Here is a 12007-nt window from a genome sequence, read left to right as displayed (position 1 = left end):
TATGTAAAACCATGACCACCGCAGCCAGCGACTGCGAAGCCATTGAAAACAAACAACGGCTTCGTGCCGGCGTTTATTGTTCGCTGGCATTGAAAACAGCTGACCAGGTCGGCTGTTTCGGGGGCCCGATTACTACTCGGCGTTGTACTGCGCCTCACTGACGGCGTCGCCCCATTCGACGTTCTGGCCGTCGCGGCGCTCTTGAATGGCGATATGGGTCATGCTGTGATCGGGGCTTGCACCGTGCCAATGGCGAACGCCGGCAGGAATCCACACCACATCGCCGGCGCGCATCCGACGTGCGGGCCGACCTTCGATCTGGACCCGGCCGATGCCCTGTGTGATCACGAGCTGCTGGCCCACCGGGTGCACATGCCAGTTCGTGCGCGCGGCCGGCTCGAAGATGACTTCGGCCGCGGTGGTGTTGGAATCATCCTCGGCAGTGAACAGCGGGTTCACCAGCGCCCGGCCGGTGAAGTAGTCCGACAAATCGGTTCGGGTGGCGCGATCCGCCAGATCGGTTATCTGTAGCTGGTCGCGCGCATTATCGTGCTGGGTGGTCTCGGTGGCCTGGGCCGGGCTTATCACGGCGCTTGTCACCAGCATGAATGAAGCGGCAAGTCGATAACGGTTTTGCATGGGGCGGTTTCCTCGATGAAGGGCCTGGGATCGAACCCGGCATGCGAGGATTGTTGCGGGCAAGGCGCGGCCTATCCATAGTCGAAAAACGAATAGGTCTATTAGCCTTGCTTATCAATCGAACCCCGGAGCCGATCCACCCATGCCTCGCCGCTACTACGACGATCTGTTTTCCTTCGTCACGATCGCCCGCGCGGGCAGCTTCACGCGTGCGGCCGCCCAGCTCGGGATGTCGCAATCGGCATTGAGTCAGTCCATGAAGGCACTCGAGCAACGTCTCGACCTGCGCTTACTGGCACGCAACACGCGCAGCATTTCCACCACGGAGGCCGGTGATCGTCTGCTGAAAATGCTCGGTCCGCGCTTTGCGGATATCGAAGCCGAGCTCGCCGAACTGCAATCGCAGCAGCAACGCCCGGCCGGCACGATTCGAATCAACACCTTCGACTTCGTCGCCGAATACATCCTCTGGCCGCGTCTGGAAACAATCATCGAGCGATTTCCCGATATCGCGGTAGAAATCGCCACCGACTACGGGCTGACCGATATCGTGGCCAGTCGCTTCGATATCGGCGTACGGCTGGGCCCGACCGTCGCGCAGGATATGGTCGCCATCCCGCTACAGGCGCAACAACGTATGGTGGTGGTGGGTACGCCGGCCTATTTTGCCCGCCACCCCGAGCCGCGAACGCCAGACGAGCTGGCCCGTCATCAGGCCGCCAATCTGCGCCTGCCCACACGCGGCGAAATCTATGCCTGGGAGTTGGAACGGGCGGGCGAACACACCGCGGTTCGGGTGCCCGGACGGCTGGTCTTCGACACGCTCTACCAGATTCGTCACGCCGTTAGACGCGGCTTCGGGCTCGGCTTCATGCCAATTGAAATGGTGCACGCCGATATCGAAGCCGGCCGGCTACAGACCACCCTCGACGACTGGGTCCCGGTGTGGCCTGGGCATCATCTCTACTATCCGTCGCGTCGCCAGTCCTCGCACGCGCTGCGTACGGTCGTCGACGGCCTGCGACTCGTACGCTAGAGCGCCCGACCACTGCTCGAAACCCGGCCCGCGCATTCGACTGGGCGGCCGCGCGCCAGACCACCGCGCTGCAGCGAGGCCAACCCGTCGTGGCAAGCAGGCTCGATCAGCCCGCAATACCCCCGCCCGCGCCGCGGGCCTGGACTGCGTCAACTACCAGCGCTGGGTACCGGGCTCGCCCTTGAACGGACCGACAATATCGGGGGTTACCCAGCCGCCGTAGAAGCCGCCGGGCTGGGCAAAGGCACGTTGGCCATCCACACGGCAATCCAGGCGATCGCAGTAGAAAGCGATACAGCCGGCGATTGCGGCGAAACGATCGACCGCATCGGGATAGCTCCACGCCGCACGCGCGACCCGGCGCCGGCCGTCGGTCACGTCCCAATAGCGTGCCGTGCCCTTCCATTCACAGAAACTCTGGGCATCGGCCGCGATCAGGGCATCGAAATCCACCGCCTCGGGCGGCAGATAGTACGTGGGCGCGCCAGCCGTCTCGAGCACGCGAAACGCCGCCCGCGTACTGGCGATCAGCCGTGTACCCAGCCGCACGTCGATACGTTTGTCGCAGGCCACGATCGCCGGCGGGCGCGGGTAGTCCCAGACCGATTCCTGCCCCGGACCCGGCTCGATCGCGAACGGCGAGCGCTCGCCACCGCGGTAGTGCCAACCGAAGGTATCGTCGTCGTTGCTTACGTTCACAAAAGAATCGCGCTGGCCAGAAACAGCATCAAACCCATGCCGAGGATATCGGTGAACGTGGTCAGAAAGATACTGCTGGCCATGGCCGGATCGGCGCCCAGACGCTTGAGCGTCAACGGCACAATGACCCCGAAGATACCGCTGCCGGTACATGCCCCTACCATGGCCACCAGAATCACCAACCCCAGCATCACCGCATTCGGCTCGCCCGAATAGCGCGCATACAGCCACATCGCCAGTCCCGCGACCACACCCACCACGAGGCCGTTCAACGCCCCCAGCAAGACTTCCTTGCGCAGCAGCTTGCCGACCGGATATTCATCGAGCTGGCCGAGGGTAAGCCCGCGCAGGGTGATCGCCAGCGCCTGACAACCGGTATTGCCGCTCTGGCCGGCCAGTACCGGCAAGAACGCTGCCAGGGCGACGATCTGGGTGATCGTGTCTTCGAACAGGCTCACCACGAAGGCCGCCGCGAACGCGGTGAGCAGATTCACCTGCAACCAGGGATGGCGCATACGAAACGCACCCAGAATCGAGGTGTTGACCTGCTCTTCGCGCGACACACCGACCTGGGCGCCGGCCTGGCCGGTGACCTCGACCACCACGCGCTGGAACAACTGCCAGCCACGTACGCAGCCGAGCAGGCGGCCCTCACCGTCCACCACCGGATAGACCGGATAATGGCGGGCCAACGCCGCGCGCACTGCAACGTCCACGCCGGTCCCGCTTTTGAAGGCGAACGGTTCGCGCACCATGATCTCGGCCAGCGGCTGACCCGGCTTGGCCAGCACGATATCGCGCATGCCCACCACGCCGACCAGCTTGTCGTCGTCGACAACGAAAATATAGGTGATGTCGGCCACCGCCTCGCTTTGTACGAGAAAGGCGACCGCCTCGGCCGCGGTACGGCTGGATTCGAGCACGGCCGGCGCGGCTTCCAATAGTTCGTCGATGGTGGCATCGATATCGGCCGCGGCCGATTCGGTGGCCTGCTCGGCGGCGTCATCGCCGGACGGATCGCCCGCGCGCTCTTGGGCCGTGCCTGCCAGGTGTGCGGCCACGGCGATGGCTTCGTCGTGGGGCAGGCTGGCGAGCACTTGCGCGACCTGATCGGGCGGCAGATCGGCAAGGGTTCGAGCGGCCTCTTCCGGGCTCTGGCCATCAATGGGGCCATCAATGGGGCTATCGAGGGGACCGTCGATCACGTCGCGTTCGGGGTCGAAAGACTGGGGTCCGGCCATGGAAACCTCGGCACAGCAAGGCTGCGGTGAACAATCGATTGCTCATTATTAGGTCGCGCGCGAGCTTTTATTCAAGCATTTCGCATCGGCCACGATTGCTGGTCCACTGGCACGCCCGCGTTTTCATTGATCCACCAGCGTGGGGCAAGATGAAGCCTCGATCGCCTGCGAGCCCTGCCATGCATCTACCCGACTACGACGACGTCTGCCGCGCGCATCGGCGCATCACGCCCTGGATTCACCGCACGCCGGTGCTCACCAGTGCCACCTTCGATGCCATGACCGGCGCGACGCTTTTCTTCAAGTGCGAGAACTTCCAGAAGACCGGCGCTTTCAAGTCGCGCGGTGCGGTCAACGCCGTGTTCGGGCTCGACGAGACCGATGCCAAGCGCGGCGTCGCCACCCATTCGAGCGGTAATCACGGCATGGCGCTGGCCCGGGCTGCGGCCTGCCGCGGCATTGCCTGCACGGTGGTGATGCCGGAAACCGCGCCGCGCGCCAAAGTCGAGGCGGTACGCAGTTATGGCGGCGAAATCGTATTCTGCGCGCCGCGCAATACCGCTCGCCAGCAAACCCTGGACGCACTCGTGGCCGAAAGCGGTGCCAACGTCGTACCACCCTATGACGACGCCCGCGTGATCGCCGGTCAGGGCACCTGTGCCAAGGAACTGCTCGAGGACGTCCCGGAGCTGGATATCGTCATCGCGCCCATCGGCGGCGGCGGCCTGATCGGCGGCACCGCGCTGAGTACGCGCGCGTTATCGGCACATACAAAGGTGTACGCGGCCGAACCCGCAAATGCCGATGACGCCTATCGTTCGGTGCAGGCCGGGCAACGGCTCATCGAGGATGCGCCCGACACCATCGCCGACGGCCTGAAAGCCTCGCTGGGCGAACTCAACTGGGGCATCGTCAGCCGCGACGTCGACACGATCCTGCTCGCCGAGGAAGACGCGATCATCGAGGCCATGCGCCTGATATGGCAGCGCATGAAGATCATCGTCGAACCCTCCTGCGCAGTGCCGCTGGCGACAATCTTGCATAACCGGGAGCAGTTTGCAGATCAACGCGTGGGCGTAATTCTGACCGGGGGTAATGTCGATCTGGAGCGCCTGCCCTGGCTATAGATTCTTCAAATGCGTGGGGGACATAACAATGAATGATTCCGCTCAGGACAAGGACGACGCCCGGCCGATGACCTTCATCCCGGGTATCCCGCTGTGGGCCCAGATCCTGGCGGGTCTGGTGCTGGGTGCGATCGCCGGCGCGCTGCTCGGCGACAACGCGAGCCTGCTCAAGCCGCTAGGCGATATCTTCATTAGTGCGATCAAGATGCTGATCGTGCCCCTGGTGTTTTCGACGCTGGTGGTGGGTATTACCGGCATGGGCGATCCACAGAAAATGGGTCGGATCGGCCTGCGCACCATCGCCTTGTATTTGTTCACCACTGCCTTCGCGATCGCCATCGGCTTGCTGGCATCGACGATCTTCCAGCCCGGCGTGGGTCTGGATCTGCCCTTCGAGTCGTCGGTGGAGGCGAAAGAGGCGCCCTCGATGGTGGAAATCCTGGTCGGGCTCGTGCCACAGAATCCGATCGATGCGCTGGCCGAGGGCAATATCCTGCAGATCATCGTCTTCGCGATCGGCCTGGCGATTTCGCTCACGCTGATCGGCGAACGCGGCGCCCCGCTCACCCGTGTGTTCGAGAGCTTTGCCGAGGCGATGTACAAGCTCACCGAAATCGTGATGGCCTTCGCGCCGTTCGGCGTGTTCGGGCTGATCGCGAATGTGGCCGGCCAGTATGGCCTGGATGTGCTCATACCGCTGGCCAAGGTCATCGGTGTGGCCTACTTGGCCTGCGTGGTGCACGTGCTCGTGGTTTATACCGGGCTGATCGCCCTGCTCGGCCGGCTCAATCCCGTGCGCTATTTCCGTGGCAGTATCGATGCCCTGGTCGTGGCCTATTCGTCGGCGTCCTCCTCGGGTACGTTGCCGGTATCGCTGCGTTGCGCGCAGGACAACTACGGCGTGTCGCGTGGTGTCGCCGGTTTCGTACTGCCGGTGGGGGCAACCATCAACATGGACGGCACCGCTCTCTACCAGGGCGTGGTCGCGCTGTTCGTGGCCCAGTTCGTGGGTATCGATCTGTCCTGGGCGGACTACGGCATGATTATCCTCACCGGCACGCTGGCCTCGATCGGTACGGCCGGCGTGCCGGGCGCGGGGCTGGTGATGCTGTCGATCGTACTCACCCAGGTGGGCCTGCCGCTGGAAGCGGTCGGCGTGGTGGCCGGCATCGACCGAATTCTGGATATGGCACGCACCAGCGTGAACGTGGCTGGCGATCTGATGGTCACCATTCTGGTGGCCAAGAGCGAAGGCGAGCTCGACGAGGACGTCTACAACCGGCGTATCAAACGCTAGCCGCGAAGCACGGGCAGGCACGCTCGTGCCTGCCCGATATGCGCTCACACGCGTTTAGTCGTCGAGCTCACCTGCCTGCGAACGCAGTTCGTATTTCTGTACCTTGCCGGTGGAGGTCGTCGGCAGCGGGCCGAACACGACGGTCTTGGGGCATTTGAACTTCGCCATGTGTTCGCGGCAATAGGCGATGATTTCTTCTTCGCTGGCTTCGTAGCCATCGCGCAGCTGGATGAAGGCACAGGGGGTTTCGCCCCATTTTTCGTCGGGTTTGGCGACCACCGCCGACGACGCCACCGCGGGATGGCGCGAGAGCACGCTTTCCACCTCGAGCGAGGAAATATTCTCGCCACCGGAGATGATCACGTCCTTGGCCCGGTCGGCGATCTTGATATAGCCGTCGGGCTCGATATAGCCGAGATCGCCGGTGTGATACCAGCCATCGGCAAAGGCTTCCTCCGTGGCTGACGGATTCTTGAGATACCCCTTCATCACGATATTGCCGGCGAATACCAGCTCGCCCATCGTTTTGCCGTCGTGCGGCACGATCTCGCCGCTGTCCTGATCCACCACCGTCAGCGCCGCCTGGGTCGGGTAGCGCACGCCCTGGCGGCCATTCAAACGCACCCGCTCGTCGAGGCTGACATCGTCCCAGGATGCGTGCTTGGCGCACAACGCGGCCGGGCCGTAGGTTTCGGTCAGGCCATAAACATGGGTGAGCCGAAAGCCGATTCGTTCCATGCCTTCGATCATCGCCGCCGGCGGCGCAGCGCCCGCGACTAGCCCGTAGACGGTCTGCTTGATGCCATCGAGCTTTTGCGCATCGGCATTGACGAGCATGGAATGCACGATGGGGGCGCCGCAGTAGTGGGTGACGCCGTGCTCGGTCATCGCGTCAATAATCGGATCGGCCGCGACCTGGCGCAGGCACACATTGGTGCCCACCTTGGCCGCCAGGGTCCAGGGAAAACACCAGCCGTTGCAGTGAAACATCGGCAATGTCCACAGATACACCGTATGCGTGGGCATATCCCAGGCCATGGCATTGGTCATGGCGTTGAGATAGGCGCCGCGGTGGTGATAGACCACGCCCTTGGGGTTGCCGGTGGTGCCGGAGGTAAAGTTCAACGAGATGGCGTTCCATTCGTCGGCCGGCAGCTGCCAGGCAAAATCGGCGTCGCCTTCGGCGACCAGCGCTTCGTATTCGATCTCGCCGATCGGCGCTTCGTCGCCGTCGTAAACCGGGTCGTCGATATCGACCACGGTGGGCGGATTGTCGAGTCGGCTGACGGCATCGGCCATGACCGGGGCGAAGGCGCGATCGACGAACACCATCTTCGCTTCGCCGAACTCGAGCATGAACGCCAGCGTCGCAGCATCCAGACGTACGTTGAGCGCATTGAGCACCGCGCCGATCATCGCCGGGGCGAAATGCATTTCATAGGTGGCCGGGATATTCGGCGCCATGATGGCCACGGTGTCCCCGGCGCCAATATCGCGTTTGGCCAGCGCGCTGGCCAGCTGACGGCAACGGGCATAGGTTTCGCCCCAGCTCTGGCGCAGTTCGCCGTGAATCAGCGCGGTGTGCTCGGGATAGACTTCACCGGCCCAGGCCAGAAAACTCACCGGCGACAACGCCGCGTAGTTGGCCGCGTTCTGCGGCAGGCTCTCGAACGGATTGGACTGGCTCATCGTGAAAGGCTCGTACGGGTATGAGCCGTACATGCTGCCATAACCACGTATTGTTGAGCGTGCTTAGCCGGGCAGCGTGACCGTGTAGTCCGAGCCGGTGACCAATGGGAAATCGGCCTCGTTGGCCTCGGCCACATTGACGGTATAGGTACCGGCCCGCGTACCGGCATGCGCGCGCACTGCCGCTTCGGCTGCAGCTTCGAAAGTGTCGGCATCCACGAGATGTTCCTCGCCGCCGATTTCGCAGATGAAACGCATCATGGGCTTGTCGATCGTCGCGTGAAAATACGCTGCTAGCGCAGCTGGCTGTCCTTGCTGCCGCGGCGATTGAACGCCGCATTGTGACGGTAATTGTAGTCCGCCTCTTCCTGGCAGGCCACGCACAGCTGCACGCCGGGGATCGCCTCGCGCCGGCGCTGCGGAATTTCGTCGCCGCATTCGGCACAATATTCCAGACTCTCGCCCGCCTGACCCAGCCGTGAGCGGGCAAGCTCCACCCCTTCGGCGACAGTGCTATCGATTTGTTCCTGAACGGCGCCTTCGCGCGCCCAACCGGTGGCCATCGTATTCTCCTCGACATAACGAGAACGATCAGCATTACCCATGCGCGGCGTGGTTTCAATACGCCTTTTCACCCACCCCGCCCGCTCACGTAACGAAAACCGATGCCCCGTCGGCCTGCGCCCGGGCGCATCAACCGCCTGTACGGCGACGCCCATAGACTGGTCAAATTTTAACCGCTTCGTCATCGGGCCTTGTCCGCCGGGCGTTCGCAGCATTCGCGCACGGCTTATCCACAGCTTCGTCCAGCGCCGATGTGTAAAAAGCCGCATCATGAGCCATGGCCGGCGTTCGCACGGCCACCCGCATTCACCCACAGGCCGGCCGCCATATCGGGACCGATTCATACCTGCGGGCTTTCATTTTCATCTGCCGAGGACGCGCCCGATGGATGCGCAATGGCTGACCAGCAGTGCCACCACTTTCTGGATGGTGCTGCTCTCCGCGATCGGAATCTATATCGCCCTGCTCGTGCTGACCCGGCTGACCGGGCTGCGCAGTTTCTCCAAGATGTCGAGTTTCGATTTCGCCACCACGGTGGCGTTCGGTTCGATCATCGCCTCGACGCTGCTATCAAAAAATCCGCCGCTGGCGAGTGCCGCGTTCGGTCTGGCGGTGCTGTATGGCCTGCAATACACAGTCTCTCGCGCGCGCCATGCCAGCCCGGCGATCCAGCGGCTGGTCGACAACGAACCACTGTTGCTGATGGCCGGGCGAGAGGTGCTGCACGAAAACCTGGCAGCGGCGCGGGTGACCGAAGATGACCTGCGCTCGAAACTGCGCATGGCCGGTGTCAGCGATCGCAACCAGGTGCTGGCGGTAATCTTCGAAACCACCGGTGACTGCTCGGTCATCGCCGATGACGATGCGATCGACCCGTGGCTTGTCAAACGGGTACGCGGCGGCGAACGGCTGGCGCATCTCGTACGTGGCGAGGATTGCCCGCCCGCACGCCCTTGAAAGCCCGGCCCGTCGAAACGATGTACTGGCGTTGCCCGGTCGCTGCTGGATTTCCATGCCTGTAAAACTGTCCGCCTTGCCTGTACTGATCGCGCTCGCCACGGGCGCCTTTGCGATCGGCACCACCGAATTCGCCACCATGAGCCTGTTGCCGTTCATCGAGCACAGCCTGGGGATCGATGCGCCCACCGCCAGCCATCTGATCAGCGCCTATGCGCTCGGTGTGGTGTTCGGTGCGCCGGTGATCACCGTGCTCGCCGCGCGGGTCGCACGCAAACCGTTACTGCTGGTACTGATGTCGCTGTTTGCGCTGGGTAATGCCCTGAGCGCGATCGCGCCTGGCTACGGCTCGCTCATGCTGTGCCGGTTTCTGGCCGGCATACCGCACGGCGCCTATTTCGGCCTTGCCTCGCTGGTGGCTGCGTCGGTGGTCGACCCCGCCCGGCGCACCCAGGCGGTCGGCTACGTGATGCTCGGGTTGACCAGTGCGACCGTGGTCGGTGTGCCGCTGGCCACCTGGCTGGGGCATGCCGCAGGTTGGCGTAGCGGCTATTGGGTGATTACCGCCATCGCCTTGACCGCGGTCGCGCTGATCGCCATTTATGCGCCCCGCGACCGCGCCGCCCAAAACGCCAGCGCCATACGCGAACTGGGCGCGCTTGCTCGGACGTCGGTCTGGTTGACCCTGGCCATCGGCGCGGTCGGCTTCGGCGGCATGTTCGCGGTGTACACCTATGTAACCTCGACACTGGAACAGGTTACCGGCATGTCCGAACAATGGATTCCGCTGGTGCTGTGTATCTTCGGGCTGGGCATGACGTTCGGCAACGCCGTCTTGCCACGATTCGCCGACCGCGCACTCATGCCTACGGCCGGCGCGCTGCTGGTCTGGAGTGCGATTGCCCTGGCCTGTTTCCCACTGACCGCGGGCAATGCCTGGTTGATTAGCGTGAACGTATTCTGTATCGGCATCGGTGGTGCGCTCGGACCGGTATTGCAGACCCGCCTGATGGATGTGGCCGGTGATGCACAGAATCTGGCCGCCGCGCTCAACCATGTAGCCTTCAATATGGCCAACGCGCTGGGGCCGTGGGTCGCGGGCCTGGCACTGGCTGCCGGTTTCGGGCTGCGTTCGACCGGCCTCGTGGGCAGTCTGCTTGCGCTGGGTGGGCTGGCGATCTGGATGATCGCCGTTCTGCATGCCCGAGCCCGCACACGCCTGTAGCATGCAAGCAGCGGCCGCGCCATAATCGAAGTCTCGACGGCCGTCGCCTCACCAAGCGGCGGCCCGCAACATCCCGAACGGTCCACACGGGCCGGGAGATCGCCATGACCCTTCGTATTCTCGCCGTTACCTGTGTCTTGCTCGGCGTAACCGGCAATGCGTTTGCCCAGCGCACGATTACCGGCAGCGAGCGCGCCATCAGCGGCAGCAATCGCGCGATTACCGGCAGCGAGCGTGCTATTACCGGCAGTGAACGTGCGATCAACGATGACGACACATCGCGCTCGGGCAATATGTCGGTGATCGACAGCAGCGACAGGCGTACCAACCTCGGCATATCCGCTGGCAGCAGCAGCTATTCCAGTGGCGTCACCAACAGTGGCCGCGTACGCGACAGCCTGCTCGATACCCGCCGTAGCCAGTTCGAATCCGAATCGCGGCCCTTGAGCGACAAGATCGAACAACGTCGCAGGGCCTTCGAGTCGAGCGACAACTAGCGCAAAAAAAACGCGCCAGGCAGAACCCGGCGCGCTTTGAGTCTACGGTTTCGCGGCCTTGGGCCGCGGCCGGAGACAGGCTAGTCCTAGAGTTTGTCGCGAACCTTGTCCTTGGCCTTGCCGACCTTGTCCTGGACCTTGCCAGTCTTGCGTTGGGCCTTGCCTTCGGCTTCTTTTTCTTCGTCGCCGGTCACCTTGCCCACGCCTTCCTTGACGGCGCCCTTGACGCGGTCGGCCGTACCTTTCTTGCGATCATCATCGACCATGGGAGTACTCCGTAAAACGTCGGCGCGCGCTCGTGCGTGCCGAACGGTTGGATTCTCGGATACAGCGGCCACGCCGCGGCCCAAGGGCATAGCGGAGGGCGACTGCATACGGCGGCACACCTGCCGCTCAGACACACGCGGGATTGCATGTGTGTTCAGTTACTTTGGGCCGATTTTGCAAGGTGCAGTATCCGGGCTATTACGTAGCCGGCAACGCCGCACAAACGCTGCTTTTAGAGCATCCGATCGAGCGTGTGATCGCGGCGTACGACACGATGAAACAGCGCCCCGGCGATGTGCAGCGTCACCAGCGCCAGCAGCACCCAGCTCAGCCAGTAGTGCACAGCCGATAGCACCGGCGCGATCGCCGGCGATTTATCGATCGGGCTCCAGACCGGCAGCACACCGAACCATTGCAGCGCGAAACCGTGGGCATTGGTGGCCAGAAAGCCGCTGATCGGCATGGCGATGAGTACCAGATACAGCGCCCATTGCACGCCATCGGCCACCCACGCCTGCATGAGCGGCATGGGTTCGCGGGCCGGTGTTTCGGTGAGAAAACGAACGCACAGGCGCGCGAGCATGAGCCAGAGCACGAGAAAACCCAGCGACTCGTGCCAGAGATAGAAGCCGGTCTTGGCATCGTCGCGCACAAACGAAATCACCTTGCCCAGCGGCCATATTGCGAACACCAGCACCGCCACGAGCCAATGAAACGCCTTGAGCAGCGGATGAAACGTGGCCATCGGTGATGCGCCGCTCATGTGCGG

Annotated in this window: 14 protein-coding genes; 6 read left to right on the top strand and 8 right to left on the bottom strand. The window is 63.3% G+C overall.

Annotated features, from left to right (window positions below; translation table 11 throughout):
* Positions 1–132 precede the first annotated feature (132 nt).
* A complete protein-coding gene (locus T5B8_RS14290) occupies positions 133–639 on the bottom strand; it encodes a (R)-mandelonitrile lyase (RefSeq protein ID WP_353179808.1) in 507 nt (168 codons plus the stop codon).
* A 142-nt stretch (positions 640–781) separates the two neighbouring features.
* On the opposite strand from T5B8_RS14290, the gene T5B8_RS14285 reads away from it, so the two are divergent.
* Positions 782–1675 carry a LysR family transcriptional regulator gene (locus tag T5B8_RS14285; RefSeq protein WP_353179807.1) on the top strand — a complete coding sequence of 298 codons (894 nt, stop codon included), beginning with the start codon at positions 782–784 and terminating at the stop codon, positions 1673–1675.
* A 153-nt stretch (positions 1676–1828) separates the two neighbouring features.
* Here T5B8_RS14285 and T5B8_RS14280 read toward each other — a convergent pair whose 3' ends face one another.
* Both T5B8_RS14280 and T5B8_RS14275 read right to left on the bottom strand, forming a co-directional pair.
* Positions 1829–2374 carry a DUF427 domain-containing protein gene (locus T5B8_RS14280; protein WP_353179805.1) on the bottom strand — a complete coding sequence of 182 codons (546 nt, stop codon included), beginning with the start codon at positions 2372–2374 and terminating at the stop codon, positions 1829–1831.
* Positions 2371–3615, bottom strand: coding sequence for a magnesium transporter (locus T5B8_RS14275; RefSeq protein ID WP_353179804.1), 1245 nt, complete (start codon positions 3613–3615; stop codon positions 2371–2373). The genes T5B8_RS14280 and T5B8_RS14275 overlap by 4 nt, the downstream gene beginning before the upstream one ends.
* A gap of 179 nt (positions 3616–3794) precedes the next feature.
* Between T5B8_RS14275 and bhcB the strand changes: the two genes are divergently transcribed.
* Positions 3795–4742: a beta-hydroxyaspartate dehydratase BhcB gene (gene bhcB / locus T5B8_RS14270; protein WP_353179802.1), complete on the top strand. Its 948-nt coding sequence runs from the start codon at positions 3795–3797 to the stop codon at positions 4740–4742.
* A 67-nt stretch (positions 4743–4809) separates the two neighbouring features.
* Positions 4810–6039, top strand: a complete 1230-nt coding sequence (locus T5B8_RS14265; protein ID WP_502950803.1) for a dicarboxylate/amino acid:cation symporter — start codon at positions 4810–4812, stop codon at positions 6037–6039.
* A gap of 54 nt (positions 6040–6093) precedes the next feature.
* On the opposite strand, the gene T5B8_RS14260 is transcribed toward T5B8_RS14265, so the two are convergent.
* From T5B8_RS14260 to T5B8_RS14250, 3 genes are all read right to left on the bottom strand, one after another.
* A complete protein-coding gene (locus tag T5B8_RS14260; RefSeq protein ID WP_353179799.1) occupies positions 6094–7728 on the bottom strand; it encodes an acyl-CoA synthetase in 1635 nt (544 codons plus the stop codon).
* A 63-nt stretch (positions 7729–7791) separates the two neighbouring features.
* Entirely contained in the window at positions 7792–7989 is a 198-nt protein-coding gene (locus tag T5B8_RS14255; protein WP_353179797.1) for a hypothetical protein, read from the bottom strand.
* A gap of 32 nt (positions 7990–8021) precedes the next feature.
* Complete coding sequence (locus T5B8_RS14250) at positions 8022–8291, bottom strand: DksA/TraR family C4-type zinc finger protein (RefSeq protein WP_353179912.1); 270 nt, start codon at positions 8289–8291, stop codon at positions 8022–8024.
* Positions 8292–8676: 385 nt separating this feature from the next.
* On the opposite strand from T5B8_RS14250, the gene T5B8_RS14245 reads away from it, so the two are divergent.
* The 3 genes from T5B8_RS14245 (at position 8677) to T5B8_RS14235 (ending at position 10971) form a co-directional block, all read left to right on the top strand.
* A complete protein-coding gene (locus T5B8_RS14245) occupies positions 8677–9249 on the top strand; it encodes a DUF421 domain-containing protein (protein WP_353179795.1) in 573 nt (190 codons plus the stop codon).
* Between the two features lie 55 nt (positions 9250–9304).
* Entirely contained in the window at positions 9305–10474 is a 1170-nt protein-coding gene (locus tag T5B8_RS14240) for an MFS transporter (RefSeq protein WP_353179793.1), read from the top strand.
* 104 nt (positions 10475–10578) lie between these two features.
* Positions 10579–10971, top strand: coding sequence for a hypothetical protein (locus tag T5B8_RS14235; protein WP_353179791.1), 393 nt, complete (start codon positions 10579–10581; stop codon positions 10969–10971).
* Between the two features lie 86 nt (positions 10972–11057).
* On the opposite strand, the gene T5B8_RS14230 is transcribed toward T5B8_RS14235, so the two are convergent.
* Positions 11058–11237, bottom strand: a complete 180-nt coding sequence (locus T5B8_RS14230) for a CsbD family protein (RefSeq protein ID WP_353179789.1) — start codon at positions 11235–11237, stop codon at positions 11058–11060.
* Positions 11238–11470: 233 nt separating this feature from the next.
* Entirely contained in the window at positions 11471–12001 is a 531-nt protein-coding gene (locus T5B8_RS14225; protein WP_353179787.1) for a cytochrome b, read from the bottom strand.
* Positions 12002–12007 lie beyond the last annotated feature (6 nt).

The organism is Salinisphaera sp. T5B8, from assembly GCF_040361255.1.
Lineage (GTDB): Bacteria > Pseudomonadota > Gammaproteobacteria > Nevskiales > Salinisphaeraceae > Salinisphaera.
The sequence above is the reverse complement of the archived record's forward strand: the minus strand, read 5'-3'. Positions and strand labels throughout refer to the sequence as shown.

Excerpts from the sequence above, each read along its gene's own strand:
- T5B8_RS14290 (WP_353179808.1), bottom strand. The coding sequence starts at position 639 with ATGCAAAACCGTTATCGACTTGCCGCTTCATTCATGCTGGTGACAAGC.
- T5B8_RS14285 (WP_353179807.1), top strand. The coding sequence starts at position 782 with ATGCCTCGCCGCTACTACGACGATCTGTTTTCCTTCGTCACGATCGCC.
- T5B8_RS14275 (WP_353179804.1), bottom strand. The coding sequence starts at position 3,615 with ATGGCCGGACCCCAGTCTTTCGACCCCGAACGCGACGTGATCGACGGT.
- bhcB (WP_353179802.1), top strand. The coding sequence starts at position 3,795 with ATGCATCTACCCGACTACGACGACGTCTGCCGCGCGCATCGGCGCATC.
- T5B8_RS14265 (WP_502950803.1), top strand. The coding sequence starts at position 4,810 with ATGACCTTCATCCCGGGTATCCCGCTGTGGGCCCAGATCCTGGCGGGT.
- T5B8_RS14260 (WP_353179799.1), bottom strand. The coding sequence starts at position 7,728 with ATGAGCCAGTCCAATCCGTTCGAGAGCCTGCCGCAGAACGCGGCCAAC.
- T5B8_RS14255 (WP_353179797.1), bottom strand. The coding sequence starts at position 7,989 with ATGATGCGTTTCATCTGCGAAATCGGCGGCGAGGAACATCTCGTGGAT.
- T5B8_RS14250 (WP_353179912.1), bottom strand. The coding sequence starts at position 8,291 with ATGGCCACCGGTTGGGCGCGCGAAGGCGCCGTTCAGGAACAAATCGAT.
- T5B8_RS14245 (WP_353179795.1), top strand. The coding sequence starts at position 8,677 with ATGGATGCGCAATGGCTGACCAGCAGTGCCACCACTTTCTGGATGGTG.
- T5B8_RS14240 (WP_353179793.1), top strand. The coding sequence starts at position 9,305 with ATGCCTGTAAAACTGTCCGCCTTGCCTGTACTGATCGCGCTCGCCACG.
- T5B8_RS14235 (WP_353179791.1), top strand. The coding sequence starts at position 10,579 with ATGACCCTTCGTATTCTCGCCGTTACCTGTGTCTTGCTCGGCGTAACC.
- T5B8_RS14230 (WP_353179789.1), bottom strand. The coding sequence starts at position 11,237 with ATGGTCGATGATGATCGCAAGAAAGGTACGGCCGACCGCGTCAAGGGC.
- T5B8_RS14225 (WP_353179787.1), bottom strand. The coding sequence starts at position 12,001 with ATGAGCGGCGCATCACCGATGGCCACGTTTCATCCGCTGCTCAAGGCG.